The organism is Nitrogeniibacter aestuarii (genome assembly GCF_017309585.1).
GTDB classification, from domain to species: Bacteria; Pseudomonadota; Gammaproteobacteria; order Burkholderiales; family Rhodocyclaceae; genus Nitrogeniibacter; species Nitrogeniibacter aestuarii.
The window spans coordinates 1,537,974-1,560,269 of record NZ_CP071321.1 but is presented as its reverse complement, the minus strand read 5'-3'; the positions used below and the strand labels follow the sequence as shown (position 1 = coordinate 1,560,269).

The following is a 22,296-nucleotide window of genomic DNA, read 5'->3' as shown; positions in this document are numbered from 1 at the left end:
TTCACCACTCGCTGTAGGGCGAACCGGCGCCACTGTGCACATCGCCCACGCCATCGAGCGAGCCGTCGAGTGGCGGTGACGTAATCCAGGTGTCGTTGCGCTCGGTCAACGGGTCTTCGGGGATGGAGCGCAGGTAGCGATCTTCGACCAGTTGATCGAGTCCCTCGGGGTAGCGCCCCTTGTCCGCCGCGTACTTGTCGATGGCGTCGCGCATCACGAAGAGCGATTCCTTGAGCGCATTGTCTCGCGCGCGGTCCAGGTGGTTGAAATAGCGCGGCGCGGCGATCGACAGCAGCAAGGCGATCACGGCCATGACCACCAGCAGTTCGATAAGGGTGAAACCACGTTGCAACTTCATCACCACTCCCGGTACGGAATGCCATTGAGCCCGACCCGGTCGCTGCCCGAGTAGACATCGAAGACATCATCACCCGGCGCCGGGTTGTCCGGCGGACTGGCGTAGCTGCGCAACTCCCAGGTCTGAGCCGGCTCCAGATCGAGGTCCTGATTGAACGGATCGCGCGGGATGCGGCGCAGGAAGTAGATCATTTTCGGTTCTGCAGACGAGATATCCGGCACGCCTTCGACCAGCACGGTCAGGTTGGGCGGGTAACCGCTCTTGTCTGCCGCCACCTCGATCAGCCCCTTCTCTCCGGCGGCCTTGTAGGCGTCAATGCCGTTGCGCAGGGTGCGCAGCGCGACACGCAGTTCGGATTCCTTGGCCCGCAAAGCGGTCATCTGCGCCAGCGGCAAGGCCACGCTGGCGAGCACGCCCAGGATGGCCACGGTCACGATCAGCTCGATCAGCGTAAAGCCGGCGGCCCTGAGGCTGCCGGGCCGCCGGGCCGAACGCGCACGAACCCTCATGGCTTGATGCTGACCGTGACGGCACCGCTGGGCGTCACGCTTTCAACCTGGCCACCCCGGCCCACAGAGGCCGACACCGGTGCGATCACGGCCGAGCCGATGGTGCCCTGACGGGTCAGGAAGCTCGCGGTGGCCGTGACCGAATCCTGCCCGGGAGGCACTTCAACCGTCAGCAGGCCCGGCTCGCTCGCGCCCGGTGCTTCGACGCGGCCCGGATCGTAGCGCAGGCTCACCTCACCGCCGTCGATGGCGCCCCCGCCGGAAACCACGATTTCCACATCAATGGCGCCCCCGGCCTGAACCTCGGCGGGCCCGGTCACGCTGACCGTCAGTGGCCCGGAGGGAACCGCTTCGTCCAGCGGGTCTTCGATCGGATCCTGCGCCGGATCCTCAACGGGGAATTCATCGTCGGGCAGGATCACGCCGCGTGTACTTGAAGGACGAATGGCCGGGCGCAGTGCGGTGCTGAAACCCCGGCCGCGGATACCACTACCCACCGGCGATCCATCCCCCGACAGGGTCAGCGATTTGCCCTCTTTGGGCGTCAGCGTGAGCGGCGCGGAGCCGATATTGGTTTCGGTGCCGGAGGGCAGCAGCGCCCGGGCCACGCTCGGCGGAATCACGTTGCGGATCACGCGCGGCGTAATGAGCAGCACGATCTCGGTGCGCGCATTGTTGTCGCGCTTGGTCGAGAACAGACGACCAAGCACCGGGACGTCGGCGATCCCGGGCAAGCCCTCCTCCACGCTGCGGTCTTCGTCCTGCAGCAGGCCGGCAAGAATCTGGGTCTCGCCATCATGCAGACGCAGCACCGTGCCGGTGGTCCGGGTGCCCAGCTGATAGGCCAGCGAATCGGAGGGGCCGGTCACTTCGCTCACGATGTTGCTCACTTCGAGCTGGATCTTGATCTCCACCTCGTCGTCGAGCAGCACGGTGGGCTGCACATCCAGCTTGAGGCCCACGTCCAGATAACTCACCGAGGCCGACACACCCACGTTGGCCGTGGCGGTGGTGGTGAACACCGGCAGCTTCTGGCCGATATGGATCTTGGCTTCTTCCTTGTTCTTGACCCGGATGCGGGGGTTGGCAAGCAGGCTGGTGTCACTGTCTTCCTGGCGGATGTTGAGCAGCAGCGAGGGATTGGAGATATACGGGCGCAGATCGCCACGACTGCGCCAATCAACGACACCACTGGCCACCGTACGCGCCACGCCGCTGCCATCGAGCGCGCCGTAGCCGACGAAATCGGGGAAGTCGAGGCCGAGGTTCTTGACCTTGGTGCGACTGAGTTCGAGCACCTCGACTTCTAGCATCACCTCGGGTTCGGCCACATCGAGCGACGTCACCAGCTTCTCGGCGAGCGCCACGGCCTCGGGGGTGTCCTTGACCACCATCAGGTTGAGTTTCTCGTCGATGAACACGTCGCGCGCCTTCACCAGCTGGCGCACCAGCGACTGGGCCTGCTTGATGTCGGCATTGGCCAGATAGAAGGTCTTGGTGACCAGGTCGCGGTACTCCTTGGTCTTGGCCGGTGTTGACGGGTAGATCAGCACGGAATTGGCATTCAGGAGCTTGCTCTCGATCTTCTGGGTCGCCGTGAGCAGCTTGATCACCTCGTCGACGCTGGTCTTTCGCACGAAAATGGTCACCTTGGCGTCCGGACGCACGTCACGGTCGAAGACAAAGTTGATACCGGCCGCGTCGGAGAGTGCTTCGAACACCACACGCAGCGGCGCATCACGGAATTCCAGCGTCACCGGCTTGGCGAACGGGCCTTCGAGCACCTTGGCCGGCGACGGCTGGCGCGCGGCGACCGTGGCGTCGATGTCGGCACGCAACTGCCGGCCGCGGGCGTTGCGGGGGTTCTCGGCCAGCACCTTGTCCACCAGATCCTGCGCCTCGTCGAGTTTGCCCAGCTGGCCCAGGTTGTAGGCGCGCGCCAGCAGTTCGTCGTGGCCCTGCTCGCGCAACAGCAGGGTTCGACCGCGCTCGGCCCGCTTCTCTCCCGGCGCCAGGCTCAACACTTCGTCGTACAGGCGAAGGGCCTCGTCGGTGTTACCGGCACGCTGCATCCGTTCGGCCAAGGCCAGGCGCTTGAGAATGAGGCGCTCGCGCTGGTTGAGGTAGTAGGTCCGCAGTTCGACGTTTCCGGGCGAGGCCTTCACCTTGGCCTGCAAACGCTCGAAGGCCACCAGCTCGGGTTCCTGCTCGAACTCGGCCTGTGCCGATTCGAGCGCGCGCTGGTGGGCGCATGCACTGAGCGTGAGCACGACAAGCGCGATGCAGACGGGTTTGATGATCCTCACGAGGACAGGTTGTGTCATGAGCGGTCAGCCAGTTCGATTCGTTGGGTCAGTCCAAGCGGCAGATAGATCAGGGTTACCCCGGTCTCGTCCACCGACTGGATTCGATAGTTCTTTTCAAGTACGCCCCCCACGCGCGCGGACACGAATTCCTGCCCGCGCATGAGAAACACCACCGCGCTCCGGCCCTCTTCCTTGAGCGAGCCGATGTAGGTGTAGGGCAAGGGGGGCGCCGACGGGGCACGCGCCACCGGCGGCGGCGGAGGCGCACGGCGCACCACGGGTGCCACGACCGGTGCGGGCCGCCCGAACAGCGCCGGAGCCTGGGCATCGAACGGCGCGCGCTGCGATGCCAGAGGCGACAGATCCTGAGCGACCGACCGGGTCGCCGCACGCGCCGGGCGCGTCGCCACGGGACGCGACTCGCCAGCGCGGTCATCCGCCGCCAGCCCATCGTCGTCCTCGACCGTCGATGCCCACCAGGTGGCCGCCAGCGTCACCGCCAGCGCAGTCCCCAGCACGAGATGACGCTTGTTCATTCGCCCCCCCGCACCAGTACCGACAGGCGCACATCCGCCGACAAGGTGCTCGCCTGCGCGCTCTCGCGCTTGAGCGACATCTGATCGATGACCACGCCGGGATGATCGCGCATCACCTCACCCAGCCACGCGTAGAGCGCGTCGAAGCGGCCCTCGATCGGCAAGGTGGCGTTGATGCGTACCAGCGGCGTGCCGGTCACCACAGCGCTGCGGTAGTCGGCCCGCTCGGGCAGCAAGCCCCGCCGCTGCGCCGCCAGATGGATGTCGGCCAGCACATTCGACAGCTCGCTGGCCATGGCAAAGCGATCGTAGAAGGCGGTCAGCCGGGCCCGGTTGGTGTTGCTGCCGCCCACCGGCGAAGCGGCCACCTTCATGAGCTTGGTGCGTTCGGTCACCAGCTCGGCCTCGCGTTTATCCTGAAGTTCGGCGGCAGAGTACGAAAACGCTAGGCTGAATGCGATCAACCCCAGGCCGACAGCACCCGGCCAGCCGGCACGACGGATCGCCCGGATGGTGCGCTCGCGAAGCTCATCCATGGGCAGTCGGGACAGGCGGATCATGCGGGCCACCGTGCGGCGAGACTGAACACGAAGGTGCCGTTGCGCTGCTCGAAGGCTTGCAACTCCACGTTCTGCAATGCGCCCGTCGCCTCCAGCCGCCCCATGTAGTCGAACATGGCCTTGAGCTGACGCGTGCTCGCCTGCACCAGCACAACGCCACGCGCGCCATCGGGCGACAACCCCAGCACCGAGACATCGGTGCCACCGGCACTGGCCACGTCGGCGAGCAAGGCCGGCCAGTTGCGGTCGAGGCGCTGAGCAAGTTTGAGTGCCGGCTCGCCCTCCTCGGCGCTCACGGGCGAGTCGTCCACGACCATGTCGGCCTGGCGCTGGCGGGTGAGCTGATGGCGCATGCGTTCGACGATGTGTTCGCGTTCATCGAGATCGGCACGGCGAGACAGAAACTGGTTCACTTCCAGGCCCGTCACGGCCAGCCCCAGCGCGAGCAACACCCAGCCGAGCGCGCCCGGTCGGCGCCGCTGCGGAACGAAATCGAGTCCAAGCGGTGCGGGGCGCATCAGGCGATCTCCATGGCAGACACATTCCAGCCAGCCGGTGCGCCCATGCGGGCGCCACAGACATAGAGGGTGCCGTTCGCAGCCACCTCGCCGGTCACCTTCAACTGCGCCAGTTCGCGCGCTGCCACGTCGGCATCGCCATCGGCCATGGGCCGGCTGGCCACGCGCGTCCAGTGACCGTCGCGCCAGCTGCCCAGCGTCATGCGCCCGCCTTCGACCACCGCCAGCGCGCCGTGAGTCTCGCTCATGGTCGGGCAATGAGCGTTGAACTGACGGACGAACTGGCCGCTGAGACTGACCAGCCGCGCCCCCGCACGATCGATGAGGGCGCGCAGCTCCATTTCGAGGCGTCGGGGCATGGCACAGGCGACGAAGGGCGCATCGACGGCATCTGCATCGGCGATGATCCGCCACTGGGCCGTGTCGATTTCGTGCACTTGTCGAAACTGGTGCGCCAGCCATGCTTCACGTTCGATCCGGCCACGCAGGGTTTTCGGCCAGCGGCACACCAGATAACGCAGGTGGCTGTCGGCGATCGTCGCGCGCACCTTGGCCTTGGCCGGCAGCGTATTTGCCAGTGCCTCGGGCCAGAGCGCCTCGCCTTCCGGCCTGGCATGGACGATGGCGCGGCTGCCCGTGCCCACACGGCAGCCGTCGCTCAGGAGCTGCAGGTCGATGAAATCAGCCGAGGAGCGTGACACGATTGAGCTCCTCCAGTGTGGTCAGTCCGTCGCGGACCAGTTCGGTCGCCGCATCGCGCAGGCTGCGGAAGCCGCGCTCGGCCGCTTTGGCCTTGAGGACACGAACCGGCGCGCGGGTCGTGATCAGTTCGCGAATCTCGTCGTCCAGAATCAGCACCTCGGCAATGGCGCGTCGGCCCTTGTAGCCCGACCCGCGACAATGCCCGCATCCGTGACCGGCGCGGAAGCGGAACCCGGCCGTCGACACCAGCGCCGAGTCGGCCAGCTCCTGCGGGTTCGGGGTGATGTCATCGGTACAGTGCGGACAATTGACGCGAATGAGTCGCTGAGCCACCACACCGTTGAGTGCGGCGACAAGGTTGTAGGGATCGATCCCCATGTGCATGAAACGCCCGATCACGTCGAAGACGTTGTTGGCGTGCACCGTGGTGAAGACCAGGTGACCGGTGAGTGCCGCCTGCACCGCAATCTCTGCAGTCTCACCGTCGCGGATTTCGCCGACCATGATCTTGTCCGGATCGTGCCGCAGGATGGAGCGCAGGCCACGGGCAAAGTTGAGGCCCTTCTTTTCATTGACGGGGATCTGCAGCACGCCGGGCAGCTGATACTCCACCGGATCCTCAATGGTGATGATCTTCTCCAGCCCGCGATTCGTTTCGGCGAGCGTGGCGTAGAGCGATGTCGTCTTGCCCGAGCCGGTCGGCCCGGTCACCAGCAACATGCCGTAGGGCTCGCTGGCCAGCCGGCGCAGGGTGGCGCGGGCCGTGTCGTCGAAGCCGAGTGCCTCGAGCGTGAGCCCGGTCATTTCCTGGGTGAGATGCTCCTTGTCGAGCACACGCAGCACGGCGTCCTCGCCATGGATGCTGGGCATGATCGACACCCGGAAATCGATCTGCCGCCCGCCGGACTGGGCCTTGAAGCGACCATCCTGCGGTACGCGTCGCTCGGCAATGTCGAGCTCCGCCATCACCTTGATACGCGAGATGGTCTGCTCGGCCAGGTCGCTGCCCTGCACACTGCCCACCCGCGAGAGCACACCATCGACCCGGTACTGGATCACCAGCCCGGCCGGGATGCACTCCAGGTGAATATCGCTGGCGCCCTGCTTGAGGGCATCGTACAGCGTCGAATTGACCAGTTTCACCACCGGGCTGGCATCTTCGCTGATACGGCGCAGGGACAGATCCTCGGCGCCGTCGCCCGACGCGGATTCACTGCGCTGGTCGGACAGACCGGCCGCGCGGCGGACTTCATCTTCATGGCGTGCCAGACAGGCCGACAGATCGTCGTGGTCGGCCAGCGCCCAGGCAATCGGCTCGGCAATGCGCGCCCCCATGCCATCGATCATGGCCCTGTTGAACGGGTCGGCCAGCACCAGCCACAGCCGCCCCGCCTCGTCACGCAGCGCAATGCACTCCTTGCGCAGGGCCTGCTCGAAACCGAGCACGGCAAAATCGGGGGTCATGGCCATCAGCCGGGCATGGCCCAGCGCCGGCAGGGCGAAGGTTTCGGCCAGCCGCGCCAGACGCAGCTCGGCATCGGATTCGATCTTCACCAGGGCGTCGATCATGCGCCCGCCCGCAGCACGTGCCGCGGCGAGATCTTCGTCCGAGAAGGCGTGAATGTCGGTGGCGTTCATCCCACACTCTCCGCCAGCTGAAAGATGGGCAGGTACATCAGCACCACAATGCCACCGATGGCCACGCCAATGAACAGCATGAGCAGGGGACCGAAGAGCCGGGTCAGCCACTCCACCTGACGTGCCGTGTCGTCTTCGTGAAATTCGGCAGCCCGGGTCAGCATCTCGCCCAGGTTGCCGGCACGCTCGCCGACCTGGAGCATGCGCAAGGCCACCGGTGTGGCCAGCCCCTGCGCCGCCAGCGTGCTGGCAAAGCCCGCCCCCTCGCGCACCCGCGCAATGGCCGTATCAAGCCCGCCCCGAAGGGCCGGGCTGAGCAGGCCGGACACCATGGTCAGCGCGGTCACGACCGGAATGCCGCCCGAAAGCAGCATACCCAGCGTGCGATAGAAACGCGCCAGCTGAAACACCCGCAAACGCTCACCAATGAACGGACTGCGCCACATGGCCCGCCCCATGGCGGCACTGGTCGCGGGCTGCCGCAGCAGGTAAGCCACCGCCGCCACCGCACACAGAAAACCGATGCCCATCACCAGCGCATTGTTCTGAACGAAATGTCCCCACTCCATGAGCAGCTTCGACATGAAGGGCAGATCGCCCCCCACATCTTCATAGATATGGGAGAAGTTCGGCACCACGTAGCCGAGCAGGAACAGCACCACCAGCGAACCCACCCCCACGAGCAGCGCCGGATAGATCGCGGCACTCACCAGCTTGCCTTTGAGCACATCAAGTTGCTGGCGATAGGCAATGAAGCGGCTCACCGCAGGCACCAGATCGCTGGTGCGCTCGGCAGCACGAATCATGGCCACATACAGGTCGGGAAAGGCATTGGGTGCGCGCTCGAGCGCGGAAGACAGGGTGCGCCCCTCTCGCAGCGCCTTGCGGATATCGTCGAGCACGCCGCGCACCGCGGGGCGGCTTTCCTTCTCCGTGAGCGCATCGATCGCCTCGGCCAGGGGGATGCCGGCGGTCAGCAAGGCGAGCAGTTCCTGGTTGAAAAGCAGCAGGGGAAAGCGCCCCTGGCGACCGCTTTGCCGCATCGCACGCACTGCGAGCACGGTGAGCCCACGGGCGCTGGCCAGTTCACGGGCCTCGGCCTCCGTCGAGGCTTCGAATTCCGCCTCGACCGGATCGGCACCGTCCGCTACCGCTTTGATTCGAAATCGCATGTCCGCGACCGGCGCTACCAGTTAACGATGTCGGCGGCTTCATCGCTGCCGCCTGGCTGGCCGTCCTTGCCGAAGGAAAACAGATCGAAATCGCCGTGCTCACCCGGCGAACGATATTGATACGCGTGCTCCCAGGGATCGAGCGGCACGCCCTTGCGCAGGTAGGGCCCGTCCCACTTGTTCAGCCCGGCCGGCGCGCTGTTGAGCGCCCCGAGGCCCTCTTCGGTTGTGGGATAACGCCCGACATCGAGCCGGAACTGATCGAGCGCTTTTTCCAGCGACACGATCTGCGCCTGGGCCGTCTTGACCTCGGACTTGCCGATCTGGGAGAAGAACTTGGGCCCCACGTAACCAGCCAGCAGGCCGATGATCACCATCACAACCAAAAGCTCGAGAAGCGTGAAACCCGATTGCTGCTTCCTGGAACAACGGCTGATCTGAGGCATACGACTTAGGCTCCATTCACGTGGCAAAGACCGCGTAGGTTAGGCGTTGAAGATGACATTTCGGTTACCTGTCATCTTAGCAGGGACGGATACGGTACCCGACATCGTTTCATCACGCGATCCGGCAGCAGACACTCGGTGCTCGAACACTCTCCGGGCAGGCCACCTGAGGGCACAATCGTGCACACCAGGCACAGACTCACCCCTGCTGTGCAGACGACATCCAGACGACCGCGCCCTAGGTCTCGAACTTACAGACACCAGGCCAAAAAACATGGCCGATGGCGTCAAAGGATCATGCATCCGTCACATGGCGGTCAATTTAACCCCCTACCTTCCCGGCTGTCGGTTGCCCTCATCCGATACCCATAAAGACAGACCTAGCCAAGACAAGGAAAGTAGCCATGGTTAAACCGCTCACCCTCGCCGTTCTCGGTGCATTTGCCTCTGCCAATGCGTTCGCCGCCGGCAATACCCTTTTCGATGAAGTCGCCCCGCTGACAGACGTGGCAAGTGCCGTCGCCGTTGCCGATGAAGGCACGAATGGCCTGCTGGTGTCGCAGGGTGCCGGCTTCACGCTGAACATCACCACGCTCGCCTCGCGCAGCACGGTCGGTAGCCTGAGTGACGTGAACGTCGGTCGCTACTGGGACATGATCGACACCAACCGCACTGGCCCCGACCAGGGTCGTTATCTGTTCATGCCGTTCGAGCCGAGCAACCAGAGTGGTAACAACACCGGCTCCGGCGCACTGCGTTACGACCTGCTCACCGGCACGGCCACCACCATCGTGCCGGTCGGCACACAGAACTGGCAACGCGGCGACGCCTCTCGCTGGGCGCCGTGGGGCGGCTGGATGACCGGTGAAGAGAACTTCAACGGTTCCACCGGCACCGGCCGTCTGTTCGAAGTGACCAACCCGGTGAGCGCCACCGCCACCAGCCTGACCGATGGCAACGGCAACCTGGTCCAGCGCAACAACCTGCTGCCGCTCGTCTCGCATGAAGGTCTGGCCTTCGACAGCGCCAACAACTTCTACTTCATCGACGAGAACAGCAGCGGCTCGTTCTACAAGTTCGTCTCGACGAACCCGACTGCCGGCACTGGCGACGACTTCTTCGCCAACGGCACCACCTACGCGCTCAAGACCAATGGCAACGGCAACGGTTTTGACTGGGTCGATATCGGTGTCACCGGTGCCGACCAGGACGGTCGCGCCCTGGCCGACAACGTCGGCGCCACGGCCTTCAACCGTCCTGAAGACATGGAGATCTTCACCCTGGCCAGCGGCCACGAAGCCATTGCCTTCACCGCCACCGGTTCGAACGACGTATGGACGGTCGATCTGGACTCCAGCGAAATCTTCCAGCTGGTGACCCGCGACACCATCGACGTGGCCACCGGCCTGGCCATCGGCGAGGACCTGCGCAGCCCGGACAACATGGCCATCGACAACGACGGCAACCTCTACATCATCGAAGATCAGGGCGTGCCCAATGCCGACATCTTCCAGGTGATCGACGAGAACGGTGACGGCGTGGCCGAAGGCGTGAAGCGCTGGGCCGCTCTCCAGGTGGCCGGCGCCGAGCCGACCGGTCTGTTCTTTGACCCGTACGACGGCACCAAGGCCTACATCAACTTCCAGCACCCGAGCAGCGACAATGACCGCCTGGTCATGATCAGCGTCTCGGCCGTGCCGGAACCCGAGACCTACGCCATGTTCCTGGCCGGTCTGGGCCTGATGGGCGCCGTAGCCCGCCGTCGTCGCAGCTGAGCGACACCGGTTTGCAAAAAACGCCGCCTTCGGGCGGCGTTTTTTGTTTCATTTTGTGAAATTGACGTCAGAAACGTCACAGGCTGAGAAAGATCAGCAAATCTCTAGAGAACTGCCTTCTAGAATGGATTCGATTCAAACGATTGAATGAAAAAAAACTTGAAAAGCCACTTGCTGCAGGCAAGTCGGCCGTCAAACAACAAAATCATAAAATCCTTCATAAATATCACTTAATCACGATATAGTGATTGAGATCGCTCCCGAAGCCTGAGCTTGTGAGCGACAGGAAGGAATGGAACAGCATGTTCAGTACAGAAACCAATACCGGCTCAGAAACCATCCTGTCGCGAGCGACAGGGCGATCCTTCAGCACCGGGCACGGCCGTTTTCTTGAGCAACGGGTCGATCTGATGTTCAGGACGGCCCGTTCCGCGTCCGCGGTGGCTGCCGTTGCCGTCATCGTGTGTTTCTGCGTTTTCGCCTACATGGGCACCACCCCTGCCCTGTGGTTCTGGCTGTGTGCCGTGCTGGTCACGAATGCCGGTCGCTTCCTGCTGTTCAACGCCTACCAGCACCACAGGCATCACAAGCCACTGAAATTCTGGCTGCGTACCCACATGCTCACCGGCGTGCTCACCGGCCTCGCCTGGGGGCTGCTGCCGCTGCATTCGGTCGAGGGGCAGCCACTGGCCTTCCAGGCGCTGGTTCTGATCATTCCCACCTTCATCGCCACCGGGGCCATCAACGCCTACGGCATCATCCTTCCGCAGTACCGCGCCTTTCTGCTCTCGATCTTCTTCAGCCTGATCGTCAGCCACGCATGGCACAGCGGCATGGAGGCCCTGCTGACCGACGTGATCTTCGTCTTCGTCGTCGGCGGTTTGCTGCGCATGGCCCGACACTTTCAGAGCGCGCTGATGGACGCACTGGACGCGCAGGTGCGCCTGCAGGCCACCAATGAAGAGCTGGCCTCCACCAACGAAGCCCTTGCCCGCCAGCAGGCGCAGGCTGAACAGGAACAGGCGCTGGCGACCCATGTCTATCGCCAGCTGGTGTCGGGCTCGGACCGCAAGGCCTCGTGTGTGCGCACGTGGACGCAACCGGTCAGCAATTTCTCGGGCGATCTCGCGCTGGTCACGCGCGGACCCAGCGGGCACATCTATTTCATGCTCGGTGATTTCACCGGCCATGGCCTGCCCGCCGCCCTCGGCGCGGTGCCCACTGCCGGCATCTTCCTGGCCATGGCGCACAAGGGCATGAGCGTCGATTTCATTGCTCAGGAACTGCATAAACGGCTCGCCACCCTGTTGCCGGTCGGCTATTTTTGCTGCGCCTCCATCGGCGAATTCAATCCCGAGAGTGGCCGCCTCAATGTCTGGAACGGTGGCCTGCCGCCCATGCTGATTCGTCGGCACGCAACCGGCCACGTCGAAGAATATCCGTCTGAACATCTGCCACTGGCGGTCGGTGGTGACGAGCTGCCGTTCAACAAGACCCTGACCCACACCAGCCTGGCGCCGCGCGATGCCCTGTACGTCTTCAGCGACGGCCTCATCGAGGCCAGTGATGAGCGCGGCGACGCCTGGGGCTTGCACCGCCTGAAAGCGGCGCTCGCGCAGGACGATATCGACTCGACCCGGATCGACCACTTGCAGGCAACGCTCGATACCTTCATCGGCACCAGCACCCCCTCCGACGATATTTCCCTGATCGAGCTGCACCCGGTCGGCGCGGACGACGCGGCTGACGAGACCGACCGTCCGGAAGATATCGCCACCCAGTGAATCTGGATCAAGGCGAATCCCGGCGGGCCAGGCTAGGTTGAACCTGCTCGCCAAGGAACCGCCCATGAACCCGATCTGCCGTTTCTATCGCTCCGCCACGCCCACCGGCGCCAAGATCATCGTCACCTGTCTGATGCTGGGCGTCCTCAGCACCGTGCCCCTCTGGCTCAGCCTGGGCTTCGGTCTGGCGGGCGAAGGCGCCGCCACACCCGGCGTGATCGCCATGTTCGGCACCATCTTCAGTGGGCTGGGCGCCGCCATCGGCGCGCTCTGGCTGGTGGTCAGCTGGCTCTGGCGCCGCCGTGCGCCTCATTCCAGCGAATGAAACGCCCGCGATACGTAAGCCACGATGGCATCGATCTGCGCTTCATCGAGCACACCGCCCCACGCCGGCATTGAGGTATCGGGCAGTCCTTTCTGGATCGTATGCTTGAGGCGCGCCCGCGTCATCGCGTTCATGAATCGCGCATCCGTCAGATCGCGTGGATGCGGTTGCATGAAGCTGCCGATCCAGTTCTTACCTGTACCGTCCGCCGCATGACAGAAGGCGCAGTTCTTCTGGTAGAGATGCTCACCGGTCTGTTCCAGCCGCGATAGCCCCTCGATTTGCGGAATCACGTCGTGAAGCAGGTACGGGCTCGCACTCGTGATGGCATCGAGCCGGCTGGGCGGCGGCTGCACGCCGGGTTGATGCCGGTTTCTCGGATAGGACAGGGGCCGCCCCTCCCAGTCCGGCCCCTCGCTCATGACCCGGGCCCGGTCATGGCAGGACACGCATGCGGTGAGAAACAGCCGCTTGCCTGACTGAGCCTCCGGCGACAAGGATGACCAGGCCCCGTCCAGGGGCAAGTCGCCCGTGGCAAACGGAAAGGCCGCCCGGTAGCGTTCATGATCGGGCCAACCGTTCTCGACCGTGTGATAACGCGTATTGACGGCCTTCCGGCGCATGAATTCATCGCGCACGAAATCCACCACCTGTTCGATCTCTCGCGCATCGATCACACCGGCAAACCCTTTCATGGCGGTCCCGGGATGCCCTTCGGTGACGCTGCGAATCATGCCCGCCCGACTGCGCTCATCGGGTGACAGCCGGGTGAAATCCGCGGGCCTGGGTGACAGATAGGTCGATGCCAGTGTCTGCGCATTACCCGAATAGCCGTGGCAGAAATAGCACCGGTAGTTATAGACCGCGCGTCCGGCGTCGGTCTCGACCCCGGCGTGCACTTGCCCGCCCCACAGGCCGGCAAGCACGAGGGCTGTCCGCACACAGCGCTGCCACGGCCTCATCACTGGCTCCGCGCGTTTGCCGGGGCTGGCAGTATGAAAGACTGCAGCACGTACTCCGCCACATCGGCGATCTGCTGCTCATTGATGACCTTGCTCCAGGCCGGCATCTCGGTGCCCAGCCGCCCGGCGGAGATGGCGGCCTGCAGCGCCGGGCGGTTCAAGGTCATGCGCGCTTCATCGCTCAGAAAGTCTCTGGGCACCGGCCGGATGAAGTAAGCCCGCGGCCCCTGCCCGTCGCCCTTCACACCATGGCACGTGGCGCAGTTGTCGTCATAGAACGCCTTGCCTTGCGAGGCGGTGCCCTTGAGCCCGCCGATGTACGGCAGACTCATGTCGACGCGCACCGTCGGCAGACGTCGCACCGCCGGTTCAGCCACCGACACGCCCGCCGCGGGGGGCGATGCGCGCCCGCCGTGAGCATGTATCCCCGACACACCGGCCACGGGCGGCAGGCCCGGCGAGGCCGGACCGGAGACGAAGCGCGTGCGGACGTAATCGACCACGGCCTCGATCTCGGCGCCCGAGAGCTGGGTCTTCCAGCCGACCATTGCCGTACCGGGTTTGCCATGCGTCACGATCTGGACCATGGCGTCCCTGTTGGCCTGGCCAGGCTGGGTGAAGTCGCGCGGCGGGGGTTTGAGACTGTTGCGAGCGCGCGAGTTGCCATCGCCCTTGTCACCGTGACAGACGGAACAGTAGTTGTGATAGAGCAGATCAGGCTGGATGCCGCCGGCGGCAACGGCCGACATGGAAAACACGATGGGCGCCACTCGGCACAGGATCGAAATCGGCTTCACGCAGACCCTCCATGGGGGACGAATCAGATGCCCTCCTTCTGCAAGAAGTGATCCAGCTTTTTCCGTCGCGCGGGTCCATGGCATGTGGGTTGCTTTTAGGTAGCGGACCCGCCGACGGTTCGGCGGTTGAATTCATCGTTCCTAGGAGCTCGCACCATGAAACTGCAACTGTGTCTGTCCGCCCTTCTGATCGCTGCCAGCAGCGGGGTATTCGCGGCTGACGGCAAGGCCGTCTACGAGAAGACCTGTGCCGCCTGCCACGCCACGGGTGTTGCACAAGCCCCCAAGTTTGGCGACAAGGCCGCCTGGGCACCCCGTATCGAGCAAGGCGAAGCCGCGCTGGTCGCATCGGTCACCAAGGGCAAAGGCGCCATGCCGCCCAAGGGCGGCGCAAGCGCTCTGAGCGATGGCGAACTGTCCGCCGCCGTGGCCTACATGGTCAGCGCCGCGAAGTAGATCCGGTGACGCGAATCGGTGGTGTCGCACCACCGATTCATTCCCGATTCCGGGAATCCCGTCTCTGGATTGGCAAGAAAGATCGTGTCATGGCCGCTCATATGTCGCCGCGCCATCGCCCTGTCGGGCCGGGGGGTGCTGATCCTGCTGGTGGCCAACGCGTTGGCGCTGGACCTGCGCGACACACCCCACAACCTGGCGCGACGCACCGGTGCGACACCGCCGGGCGTGGACGCCCTGTGCATCTATTGCCACACCCCCATTGCCTCCAGCGCCGACGGCGGCCCACCCCGCTGGCAACCCTCGGTGCCCGAAGCGCATCGCTACGACATGTTTGACGATATCGGACGCCTGGGCCTGAGCGACAGTACGGCCGTGGGCTCGCAATCGCTGGCATGCCTTTCGTGTCACGACGCGGTGCAAGCCTTCGAAGTCTCCCCCCTGGGCTATGACCACCCCTTCGGCGTGCCCTACCGCGGCGGCCTTACAGAGACCGCGCGCCAGCAGGCGCTGGACAGCGCGCTGCTGAGCGGAACGCCCCTGAAGCTCGCCGAGCAACTGAAATTTCCTGACGACTTTCGCCCCGCCCACCGGGCGCTGGTGGACAACCGCCCGGTGTGGTGGGCGTCCCGCCATGACCAGTCGGACCGCCGCCAACGCGACGATCTGCCCCTGTTCGTTCGCACCGACGGGCCGGACGGCGCCGAAGTGCCCTTCATCGAATGCGCCAGCTGCCACAACCCGCATTCGACCAATCCCGTCTTTCTGCGCGGCTCGCCCACCGATGGCGGCCTGTGCCTGACCTGCCATGTGAAGTGACATGGCGCAACGATCGAGAGGACCCGAAATGGCTCCATGCACCGCCACCCTGCTGCACCGGCTGACCCTGGTTGCGGTGATTGCGCTGGCCGCCTGCGCCCAACTGCCGGACCAGAGCCAGCGCGCCCGGACCAAGGCCGAGCCCATCGTCTTCCCCAAGCCACCGGACTCGCCGCGCTTCGTCTATGAGCGCACCATCCTCAGTTCGGCGGACATCAAGCCCGAAAGCGAAGACGACGCCTTCCGCCGCTATGTGACCGGCGAGGCCCGCACCGGCGACTTCATCGGCAAACCCTACGCCGTGGCGGTTCATCACGGCCGCATCTTCGTGAGCGATACCGCGTCGCGACACATCAAGGTGTTCGACGTACCGGGCCAGCGCTACTTCACCATCGGTGAAGAGGAGCGCGGTCAGCTGGTCAAGCCCCTGGGCATCGACACCGATGCGGCCGGCAATCTCTACGTGGCCGACGCCACCCAGAAGGCCATCCTGATCTACACCCGTGACGGGCGCTACCTGCGCAAGGTCGGTGGCGAGGACCTCTTCGACCGACTCTCCAGCGTGACCGTCAATCCGGAGGGGACGCGGGTCTATATCGTGGATATCGGCGGAGTGAATTCCGAGAATCATCGGGTGCGCGTCTTCGACCCGCACAACGGCAAGCACATCATGGACATCGGCAAACGCGGCACCGGCGCCGGTGAATTCAACCTGCCGCGCGATCTTGCCATCGGCAAGGAGGGTCGCCTGTATGTGGTGGACGGGGGCAACTTCCGCGTCCAGATCTTCAACGCCGACGGCAGCTACCGGGAAAGTTTCGGTGCCGTGGGGCGCCAGGTGGGCAATTTCGCCCGCCCCAAGGAGGTAGCCACCGACCCGGAGGGCAACGTCTATGTGGTGGACGCCGCCTTCGGCAACTTCCAGATCTTCAATCCGGACGGCGAGCTGCTGATGTTCATCGGCGAACGCTCCGAGAAAAACGGCCCGGCCAAATACATGCTGCCTTCGGGTATCGCCATCGATGACGACGGCCGTGTGTTCTTCGTCGACCAGTGGTTTCGCAAGCTCGATGTGTTTCGCCCCTGGTCGTTGCCCGAAGACGGCGGCAACCTGGTGGCACAGCGACCGAAACAGGACGGTTGAATTCCCGATTTCGATGAAAACACGTTCCGAAAGCTGGGAATGGCGCGCGCTCGCCTGGACCGGCAATCAGACCTGAACGGGATCGAAAGAAAAAACATTTCCTTTTGTTTTCAACACCCTGAAGCGAATTACCCCTGACGCTGCCATGGACAATCTTCGTGGCATGAATGCTGCATAAGCCCCTGCGCAGTCACCTCGGACATGTCCGAAGCATGCGCCTGCACATTTGGTACTCGTCATTTTTAGGGGGTCACAAGGGGGTCTTCCATGAAGAAATCACTCGCACGCCTGGTGGCGGCCACCGCCCTCGCAGCACTCTCCAGTGCTGCCTGGGCCGGCATCTCCAACACCAAGCACAATCTCACCAGCACCGGTCCCGGACCGAACAACACCAGCTCCACCGACCAGATCTGCGTGTTCTGCCATACGCCACACGGCGCCGACACCTCGGCCTCGGTGCCGCTGTGGAACAAGGACCTGCCCACGAACACCTATCAGACCTATGCGGATCTGAACACCTCCAGCCTGGACGGTGAAATCCTGCCGGTCGGGTCGGTGTCGCTGGCCTGCCTGTCATGTCACGACGGCACCCAGGCGATGGACAACATCATCAACGCGCCGGGCTCCGGCGGCTACGACGTCACCGGTGGCGGTGCAGGCGGCCTGGCTTTCACATGGACCAGCGGCACCGACACGCTCACCGGCAGCCCGATTCCGAACCTCGGGACCGATCTGCGAAACGATCACCCGATCGGTATCGAGTATTGCGGCGGTGGCCTGTCCGGAACCAGCACCACGGTGAGCGGCACCTGTGACGACCTGGACTTCAAGACCACCGAAGTGCAGACCAAAGAGGTCAACACCCGTCAGGTGTTCTGGGTCGATACCTCGGTCGGCACGGCCGGTGTGCGCGAAAAGACCGACATCGCGCTCTATACCCGCACCTTCGCGGGTGGCGACGGCCCCTCGGTCGAGTGCGCCTCCTGCCACGACCCGCACGTGGAAACCAAGGGTACCGACAACGTGCACTTCATGCGCGTGACCCTGGCCGGCAGCGAAATCTGTCTGTCCTGCCACGTCAAGTAAGGCCCGTCCGGGCCGTCGCGCGACGGCCCGGATCTTTCCCCGCCCATTCCAGGAGATGGAACGCCATGAGTTCCCTACGTCCGCTGATCGTGGCCATGCTCTCGGCCACCACCTTTGCCCTCGCCGGCAGCCACGCGCTGGCCCAGGCCGCGCCTCAGGCACAACCGGCCACCAACGACTACCTTGCGCGCGTCGGCACGGTCACCATCACCGCACGTGAATACGAGCAGGCCGCCAACACCGCGGCCCGCCAGAAGTTCTATCACGGCCAGCCGCCGGAGGCCGAGATCAACGCGCTCATGAAGGACGTGGCCGACCAGATGATCGACCGCATCCTGCTCATCGAGGCCGCTCGACAGCTCGACATTCCCGCCGACGACGCGGCGGTGGCCCGCACGATCGCCGGCTACGAGGAACGCTACAAGGACAGCCCGCGCTGGCAGCAGAACCGCCACACGATGATTCCCGCCGTCAAGGCCCGTCTGGAAGAAGACAGCCGCCTCAAGGCGCTCGAGGCGCGCATCCGCAACATCCCGGAAGCAGACGACGCGGCGGTTCACGCCTATTACGAATCGCACCCCGACAAGTTCACCGAACCGGAAAAACTCCGCCTCGCCATGATCCTGCTCGCCGTCGCCCCCTCCTCGCCCGCCGAATCCTGGGAAGCGGCCGATGCCGAGGCCGAGCGCCTGCACGAGCGTCTCTTCGAGGGTGAAGACTTTGCCGAACAGGCCCGCCTGGTGTCGGCGGACGCCTCGGCCAGCGAAGGGGGCGACCTGGGCTACCTGCACCGGGGCATGATCCCCGAGGGCCTGCAGGACACCATCGACACCATGCAGGCCGGTGCGCTCTCAGCCCCGACCCGCGTGCTTCAGGGCGTCGCCATCTTCAAACTGCTCGAACGCAAGGCGGCCGTGCACCATCCCTTCGACCGGGTGGCCGAACGCGCCCGCGATCTGCTCATGCGCGAGCGACGCGACGCCGTGTGGCAGGATTACCGGCTCAGCCTGCGCCGCAAGGCCGATATCGAGCTGAACACCCGGCGATACCCGGCACTGGCGGACGGCTCGGCCGCCGTGCATTGAGGCGGTTGCAGTGAATGAGTGGGCACAGGTGCGAGGCCACCCGACGATCACGACGCGCACTGCTTGGCGCCATGCTCCTCCTGCATGGCGCCGCACAGCCCGACGTGTTCGCCCAGGATGCCGTCATCGAGGTGGCCGAGGAGCCCCCGGCGCCATCCGGCGAAGCGCCGACCGACGCACCGGGTGCCGAGCCGCTCGCTGACGATGGCGTGCCCACGCGATGGGGCGTGGCCCCGATCCGTTGGGGCGGCACCCTGTCTCTCGGTCTTCGCCACCGGGACAGCGACACTGCCGGTCGCAGCAACGAGCGCCAGTACGAAGCCCGCCTGCGAGCGAACTCCTATCTCGTGCAACCCTGGTACGCCCGCGTCGGCGCCGATCTGGCGTTCACGCTGATCGATGCCGATACCGACGGGGGCAGTGCGCTGAATGCCACGAGCCTCACCGGCACCACCACCCTCAACGTCTTTCCGCTCAGCCGCTTTCCGTTCCTGGCCACGCTCTCGCTCTCGGACAGCCGCACCGACGGCGCCATCACCGAGACTGAATACCAACGCACCCGCCTGAGCCTGCGGCAGGAATACCGTCCTCCGCGCGACAGCTGGAGCAGCTTCGCCCAGTACGACATGAGCCGCCTCACCGGCAGCTTCGGTGCGGACACGGTCAACCGGCTCGCCGGCGGCTACCAGCTCACCCGTAACCGCCACACCGTCACCCTGGACGGCAGTTATGCCCGCAACGACCGCGAGGACGAGGGCAGCGTCTCCGACCTGGTCGCCTCGGGGCGGCACAGCTTTCGCGCCAGCGATGCGCTGGCCATCGAGACGCTGGGCACGCTCACCGACGCACGCTTCGACGATGCCGGCAGCGCCGGTTTCAGCGGCGGCAACCGCACCCTGCAGGCCTACTCCTTCGCCAACTGGACGCCACCCGAGTCCGTCTGGCGCGGTACCGCCAGCGTGCGTTACCTGGGTACCCAGGCCAACAGCGGCCAGAGCGACATCTCGCTGCAGTCCGTCGGCAGCACGGCCAGCCTCAACTATCAGCCCAATCGCAACCTGGGGGTCTATGGCGCCCTGTCGGCCACGCGCACGACATCCAGTACGACCGGCTTCTTCACCCATGCCGAAACCCTGGGCGCGAACTACACCGGCGACCCTCTCACTTTCGGGAATTATTCCTACAACTGGTATGGCTCGGGCAGCTTCTCGACCGTGAGTGCCGACGATGCCGACCAGCGCGCCAGCACCGTCGGCGGCGGCCACAGCCTCAACCGCAACTGGCTGCTCGATGACGAATCGAGCCTCACCCTGAGCGCAGCACAGAACCTCACCATCACCCGCGCTACCGGGGTCGATGCGTTGAGCAGCCGCACGCTCAACCACACCCTCGGTCTGGCCTGGCGGGCGCGCCCCGCCGAAGGCCTGCTCACCTATGTCAGCGCCAATGTTTCCGACAGCCGCACGCGCGGCGACATCGACACCAACTTCCGCCTCTACAACCTGCAGGCCAATGGCACCTGGCGCCTATCTCCGCGCTCGGAAGCGAGCGCCAACGTCACCTGGCAGCGCACCGAACAGCGCCGAGAAGCGCGTGAGGATTCGCTGTTTTCCAGCGGCACCGAAGCGCCCCGGGACACCAACCTGTCGGCGAACCTGAGCTACAACCACAACCGCGCTTTCGACGTGGTGAACCTGCGCTACTCGCTGCGATTCACCACCAACACCTTCCAGACCGACACCCGTCTGGGCGGCAACCCGGATGCCACCCGCGAGCGCGTCACGCGCGACCTCGACCAGCACCTGCGATATCGCGTCGGACGGCTGCATTCCGACCTGCAGGTCCGTGTCGCCACCGTGGATGGCAAGAAAAATGCTCTGGTCTTCCTCAAAGTCAGTCGCGACTTCGGGTCCTTCTGATGAAAACACACCCCCAACACCCAACGCTTCGAGGTTGAACATGCCCGTGCATCCCCCACCCCGTCGATGGCGCCTCGGTGCGCTGCTGTCCCTTCTGGCCGCCGTGCTCATCACCCTGCTCGGCCCGGCCGACGTTGCCCGCGCCGAATACGGTGATGTGGTCATCAACAACTATTCGGACGATGCCGGCATGCGTCCGGTGGTCTTTCCCCACTGGTTTCACCGCATGCGTTTCCGCTGCAAGGTCTGCCATGCCGATCTGGGCTTCAAGTTCAAGGCCGGGGGCAACGAGATCAACATGCTGAAGATCATCGACGGCCAGTTCTGCGGTGCCTGCCACAACGGCGACGTCGCCTGGTCGGTGGAGAACTGCAACCTGTGTCACTCGGCCGTGCCCGGCACGCCCACCCAGGTGCACGAAAGCACCATCCAGAAACTGGCTGCGCCAGCGGCCAAGGGAGGCCAGTGATGAAAGCGGCCCTTCTCGCCCTCGCCGCGCTGACCGGATTCGTCAGCACCCCCCTCGATGCGGTCGCTGCGGCCGGCAAGACCGTCTACGACTCCGCGTGTGCTGCCTGCCACGCCGGGGGCATCGCAGGCGCCCCGCGTTTCGGCAACGCCGACGATTGGGCACCGCGCATCAAACAGGGTATCGATACCCTGTACCAGTCGGCCCTCAAGGGCAAGCCACCGGCCATGCCGCCTCGTGGCGGCATGGCCGGTGCCAGCGACAGCGACATCAAGGCCGCGGTCGACTACATGGTGGCCGCCGCAAACAGCCCCGGCGCCGCACCGGCACCCGCCGCCACCGAAGCGCCAGCACCGACACAAGCGGCGGCCGAGGCCACACCGCCCCCCGCGCCCCCGCCGGCGGTCGCCGAGGTCAATGCCTTCAATCGCCTGCTCAAGCCGGCAGGCAAACGCAACCTGCCCCCGGCGGAAGACGGTATTCACGACCCGGCCAACGACGGCACCCTCGCCCTCCAGCCACCACGCGACGCCTTTGCCCCCCTGCCCAAGTCCAACTCGGGCAACCGCATCAACTGGGTTCAGGCCCTGGGCAAGGGCCACATCGCCCCGCGCTGGGACCGGCTCGACGGCCAGGCGGCACCGGTGGTGATGGACCTGAACATCGTCCGCGAGGTGAAGGGCTCGATGCCCGATGTGGTCTATCCGCACAAGCAGCACACCGAATGGCTCGATTGCAGCAACTGCCACCCGCAGATCTTCGTGCCGCAAAAAGGCGCCAACCAGATCAGCATGGCCGCCATCCTGCTGGGCCAGAAGTGCGGCGTGTGTCATGGCAAGGTGGCCTTCCCGGTCTCGGAATGCCGCAACTGCCATTCCAAAAAGAAGGCGCCCATGCCCACTGCCAGCGCAGCCAAGCCCTGAGCCCGAC

At 65.0% G+C, this 22,296-nt stretch carries 23 protein-coding genes; 11 read left to right on the top strand and 12 right to left on the bottom strand.

The window, feature by feature from the left end; genetic code table 11:
- Nucleotide 1: 1 nt before the first annotated feature.
- The 10 genes from J0W34_RS07230 to gspG are packed head-to-tail and all read right to left on the bottom strand — an operon-like array spanning nucleotide 2 to nucleotide 8,745.
- Complete coding sequence (locus J0W34_RS07230) at nucleotides 2–358, bottom strand: type II secretion system protein (protein WP_230971209.1); 357 nt, start codon at nucleotides 356–358, stop codon at nucleotides 2–4.
- Nucleotides 358–867 (bottom strand): type II secretion system protein, encoded by a 510-nt coding sequence (locus tag J0W34_RS07225; RefSeq protein WP_227816843.1) that lies wholly within the window; start codon nucleotides 865–867, stop codon nucleotides 358–360. Before J0W34_RS07225 ends, J0W34_RS07230 begins: the two co-directional genes overlap by 1 nt.
- Nucleotides 864–3,191, bottom strand: coding sequence for a secretin N-terminal domain-containing protein (locus tag J0W34_RS07220; RefSeq protein WP_230971208.1), 2,328 nt, complete (start codon nucleotides 3,189–3,191; stop codon nucleotides 864–866). Before J0W34_RS07220 ends, J0W34_RS07225 begins: the two co-directional genes overlap by 4 nt.
- Nucleotides 3,188–3,709 (bottom strand): hypothetical protein, encoded by a 522-nt coding sequence (locus tag J0W34_RS07215; protein ID WP_230971207.1) that lies wholly within the window; start codon nucleotides 3,707–3,709, stop codon nucleotides 3,188–3,190. Before J0W34_RS07215 ends, J0W34_RS07220 begins: the two co-directional genes overlap by 4 nt.
- On the bottom strand, nucleotides 3,706–4,269 hold the full coding sequence (locus J0W34_RS07210) for a hypothetical protein (protein ID WP_230971206.1): 564 nt from the start codon (nucleotides 4,267–4,269) through the stop codon (nucleotides 3,706–3,708). Before J0W34_RS07210 ends, J0W34_RS07215 begins: the two co-directional genes overlap by 4 nt.
- Nucleotides 4,266–4,787, bottom strand: coding sequence for a hypothetical protein (locus tag J0W34_RS07205; RefSeq protein WP_230971205.1), 522 nt, complete (start codon nucleotides 4,785–4,787; stop codon nucleotides 4,266–4,268). The genes J0W34_RS07210 and J0W34_RS07205 overlap by 4 nt, the downstream gene beginning before the upstream one ends.
- On the bottom strand, nucleotides 4,787–5,488 hold the full coding sequence (locus J0W34_RS07200; RefSeq protein ID WP_230971204.1) for a hypothetical protein: 702 nt from the start codon (nucleotides 5,486–5,488) through the stop codon (nucleotides 4,787–4,789). Before J0W34_RS07200 ends, J0W34_RS07205 begins: the two co-directional genes overlap by 1 nt.
- Entirely contained in the window at nucleotides 5,469–7,127 is a 1,659-nt protein-coding gene (locus J0W34_RS07195) for a GspE/PulE family protein (RefSeq protein ID WP_230971203.1), read from the bottom strand. Before J0W34_RS07195 ends, J0W34_RS07200 begins: the two co-directional genes overlap by 20 nt.
- Nucleotides 7,124–8,299 (bottom strand): type II secretion system F family protein, encoded by a 1,176-nt coding sequence (locus J0W34_RS07190; protein ID WP_230971202.1) that lies wholly within the window; start codon nucleotides 8,297–8,299, stop codon nucleotides 7,124–7,126. The genes J0W34_RS07195 and J0W34_RS07190 overlap by 4 nt, the downstream gene beginning before the upstream one ends.
- Before the next feature lie 14 nt (nucleotides 8,300–8,313).
- Nucleotides 8,314–8,745 (bottom strand): type II secretion system major pseudopilin GspG, encoded by a 432-nt coding sequence (gene gspG / locus J0W34_RS07185; protein ID WP_227816835.1) that lies wholly within the window; start codon nucleotides 8,743–8,745, stop codon nucleotides 8,314–8,316.
- Between the two features lie 404 nt (nucleotides 8,746–9,149).
- On the opposite strand from gspG, the gene J0W34_RS07180 reads away from it, so the two are divergent.
- The 3 genes from J0W34_RS07180 (at nucleotide 9,150) to J0W34_RS07170 (ending at nucleotide 12,629) form a co-directional block, all read left to right on the top strand.
- The gene (locus J0W34_RS07180) at nucleotides 9,150–10,520 is read left to right on the top strand and encodes an alkaline phosphatase PhoX (RefSeq protein ID WP_227816834.1); all 1,371 of its coding nucleotides are present in this window, start codon (nucleotides 9,150–9,152) and stop codon (nucleotides 10,518–10,520) included.
- A 302-nt stretch (nucleotides 10,521–10,822) separates the two neighbouring features.
- Entirely contained in the window at nucleotides 10,823–12,304 is a 1,482-nt protein-coding gene (locus J0W34_RS07175) for a PP2C family protein-serine/threonine phosphatase (protein ID WP_230971201.1), read from the top strand.
- Nucleotides 12,305–12,368: 64 nt separating this feature from the next.
- Entirely contained in the window at nucleotides 12,369–12,629 is a 261-nt protein-coding gene (locus J0W34_RS07170) for a hypothetical protein (protein WP_230971200.1), read from the top strand.
- Here J0W34_RS07170 and J0W34_RS07165 read toward each other — a convergent pair.
- Both J0W34_RS07165 and J0W34_RS07160 read right to left on the bottom strand, forming a co-directional pair.
- Nucleotides 12,614–13,591, bottom strand: a complete 978-nt coding sequence (locus J0W34_RS07165) for a c-type cytochrome (protein WP_230971199.1) — start codon at nucleotides 13,589–13,591, stop codon at nucleotides 12,614–12,616. The genes J0W34_RS07170 and J0W34_RS07165 overlap by 16 nt on opposite strands.
- Nucleotides 13,591–14,388 carry a c-type cytochrome gene (locus J0W34_RS07160; protein WP_230971198.1) on the bottom strand — a complete coding sequence of 266 codons (798 nt, stop codon included), beginning with the start codon at nucleotides 14,386–14,388 and terminating at the stop codon, nucleotides 13,591–13,593. The genes J0W34_RS07165 and J0W34_RS07160 overlap by 1 nt, the downstream gene beginning before the upstream one ends.
- Nucleotides 14,389–14,544: 156 nt before the next feature.
- On the opposite strand from J0W34_RS07160, the gene J0W34_RS07155 reads away from it, so the two are divergent.
- The 8 genes from J0W34_RS07155 to J0W34_RS07120 all read left to right on the top strand — a co-directional run bounded on the left by J0W34_RS07155 (nucleotide 14,545) and on the right by J0W34_RS07120 (nucleotide 22,289).
- Nucleotides 14,545–14,844 (top strand): c-type cytochrome, encoded by a 300-nt coding sequence (locus tag J0W34_RS07155; RefSeq protein WP_227816829.1) that lies wholly within the window; start codon nucleotides 14,545–14,547, stop codon nucleotides 14,842–14,844.
- 84 nt (nucleotides 14,845–14,928) lie between these two features.
- Nucleotides 14,929–15,663 carry a cytochrome c3 family protein gene (locus J0W34_RS07150; RefSeq protein WP_230971197.1) on the top strand — a complete coding sequence of 245 codons (735 nt, stop codon included), beginning with the start codon at nucleotides 14,929–14,931 and terminating at the stop codon, nucleotides 15,661–15,663.
- Between the two features lie 28 nt (nucleotides 15,664–15,691).
- Nucleotides 15,692–16,807, top strand: a complete 1,116-nt coding sequence (locus tag J0W34_RS07145) for a 6-bladed beta-propeller (protein ID WP_230971196.1) — start codon at nucleotides 15,692–15,694, stop codon at nucleotides 16,805–16,807.
- 267 nt (nucleotides 16,808–17,074) lie between these two features.
- Nucleotides 17,075–17,893, top strand: coding sequence for a cytochrome c3 family protein (locus tag J0W34_RS07140; protein ID WP_230971195.1), 819 nt, complete (start codon nucleotides 17,075–17,077; stop codon nucleotides 17,891–17,893).
- A gap of 65 nt (nucleotides 17,894–17,958) precedes the next feature.
- Complete coding sequence (locus tag J0W34_RS07135) at nucleotides 17,959–18,978, top strand: peptidylprolyl isomerase (protein ID WP_230971194.1); 1,020 nt, start codon at nucleotides 17,959–17,961, stop codon at nucleotides 18,976–18,978.
- A gap of 14 nt (nucleotides 18,979–18,992) precedes the next feature.
- The gene (locus J0W34_RS07130; RefSeq protein WP_230971193.1) at nucleotides 18,993–20,897 is read left to right on the top strand and encodes a hypothetical protein; all 1,905 of its coding nucleotides are present in this window, start codon (nucleotides 18,993–18,995) and stop codon (nucleotides 20,895–20,897) included.
- Nucleotides 20,898–20,937: 40 nt separating this feature from the next.
- Nucleotides 20,938–21,366, top strand: coding sequence for a c(7)-type cytochrome triheme domain-containing protein (locus tag J0W34_RS07125; RefSeq protein WP_227816823.1), 429 nt, complete (start codon nucleotides 20,938–20,940; stop codon nucleotides 21,364–21,366).
- Nucleotides 21,366–22,289, top strand: a complete 924-nt coding sequence (locus J0W34_RS07120) for a c(7)-type cytochrome triheme domain-containing protein (RefSeq protein WP_230971192.1) — start codon at nucleotides 21,366–21,368, stop codon at nucleotides 22,287–22,289. The genes J0W34_RS07125 and J0W34_RS07120 overlap by 1 nt, the downstream gene beginning before the upstream one ends.
- Nucleotides 22,290–22,296 lie beyond the last annotated feature (7 nt).

What these genes read in the sequence shown, in the direction of transcription:
- J0W34_RS07215 (WP_230971207.1), bottom strand. Translation starts at nt 3,709, where the DNA reads ATGAACAAGCGTCATCTCGTGCTGGGGACTGCGCTGGCGGTGACGCTG.
- J0W34_RS07175 (WP_230971201.1), top strand. Translation starts at nt 10,823, where the DNA reads ATGTTCAGTACAGAAACCAATACCGGCTCAGAAACCATCCTGTCGCGA.
- J0W34_RS07190 (WP_230971202.1), bottom strand. Translation starts at nt 8,299, where the DNA reads ATGCGATTTCGAATCAAAGCGGTAGCGGACGGTGCCGATCCGGTCGAG.
- J0W34_RS07120 (WP_230971192.1), top strand. Translation starts at nt 21,366, where the DNA reads ATGAAAGCGGCCCTTCTCGCCCTCGCCGCGCTGACCGGATTCGTCAGC.
- gspG (WP_227816835.1), bottom strand. Translation starts at nt 8,745, where the DNA reads ATGCCTCAGATCAGCCGTTGTTCCAGGAAGCAGCAATCGGGTTTCACG.
- J0W34_RS07205 (WP_230971205.1), bottom strand. Translation starts at nt 4,787, where the DNA reads ATGCGCCCCGCACCGCTTGGACTCGATTTCGTTCCGCAGCGGCGCCGA.
- J0W34_RS07130 (WP_230971193.1), top strand. Translation starts at nt 18,993, where the DNA reads ATGAGTGGGCACAGGTGCGAGGCCACCCGACGATCACGACGCGCACTG.
- J0W34_RS07230 (WP_230971209.1), bottom strand. Translation starts at nt 358, where the DNA reads ATGAAGTTGCAACGTGGTTTCACCCTTATCGAACTGCTGGTGGTCATG.
- J0W34_RS07165 (WP_230971199.1), bottom strand. Translation starts at nt 13,591, where the DNA reads ATGAGGCCGTGGCAGCGCTGTGTGCGGACAGCCCTCGTGCTTGCCGGC.
- J0W34_RS07155 (WP_227816829.1), top strand. Translation starts at nt 14,545, where the DNA reads ATGAAACTGCAACTGTGTCTGTCCGCCCTTCTGATCGCTGCCAGCAGC.
- J0W34_RS07195 (WP_230971203.1), bottom strand. Translation starts at nt 7,127, where the DNA reads ATGAACGCCACCGACATTCACGCCTTCTCGGACGAAGATCTCGCCGCG.
- J0W34_RS07180 (WP_227816834.1), top strand. Translation starts at nt 9,150, where the DNA reads ATGGTTAAACCGCTCACCCTCGCCGTTCTCGGTGCATTTGCCTCTGCC.
- J0W34_RS07135 (WP_230971194.1), top strand. Translation starts at nt 17,959, where the DNA reads ATGAGTTCCCTACGTCCGCTGATCGTGGCCATGCTCTCGGCCACCACC.
- J0W34_RS07125 (WP_227816823.1), top strand. Translation starts at nt 20,938, where the DNA reads ATGCCCGTGCATCCCCCACCCCGTCGATGGCGCCTCGGTGCGCTGCTG.
- J0W34_RS07225 (WP_227816843.1), bottom strand. Translation starts at nt 867, where the DNA reads ATGAGGGTTCGTGCGCGTTCGGCCCGGCGGCCCGGCAGCCTCAGGGCC.
- J0W34_RS07170 (WP_230971200.1), top strand. Translation starts at nt 12,369, where the DNA reads ATGAACCCGATCTGCCGTTTCTATCGCTCCGCCACGCCCACCGGCGCC.
- J0W34_RS07210 (WP_230971206.1), bottom strand. Translation starts at nt 4,269, where the DNA reads ATGATCCGCCTGTCCCGACTGCCCATGGATGAGCTTCGCGAGCGCACC.
- J0W34_RS07140 (WP_230971195.1), top strand. Translation starts at nt 17,075, where the DNA reads ATGAAGAAATCACTCGCACGCCTGGTGGCGGCCACCGCCCTCGCAGCA.
- J0W34_RS07145 (WP_230971196.1), top strand. Translation starts at nt 15,692, where the DNA reads ATGGCTCCATGCACCGCCACCCTGCTGCACCGGCTGACCCTGGTTGCG.
- J0W34_RS07220 (WP_230971208.1), bottom strand. Translation starts at nt 3,191, where the DNA reads ATGACACAACCTGTCCTCGTGAGGATCATCAAACCCGTCTGCATCGCG.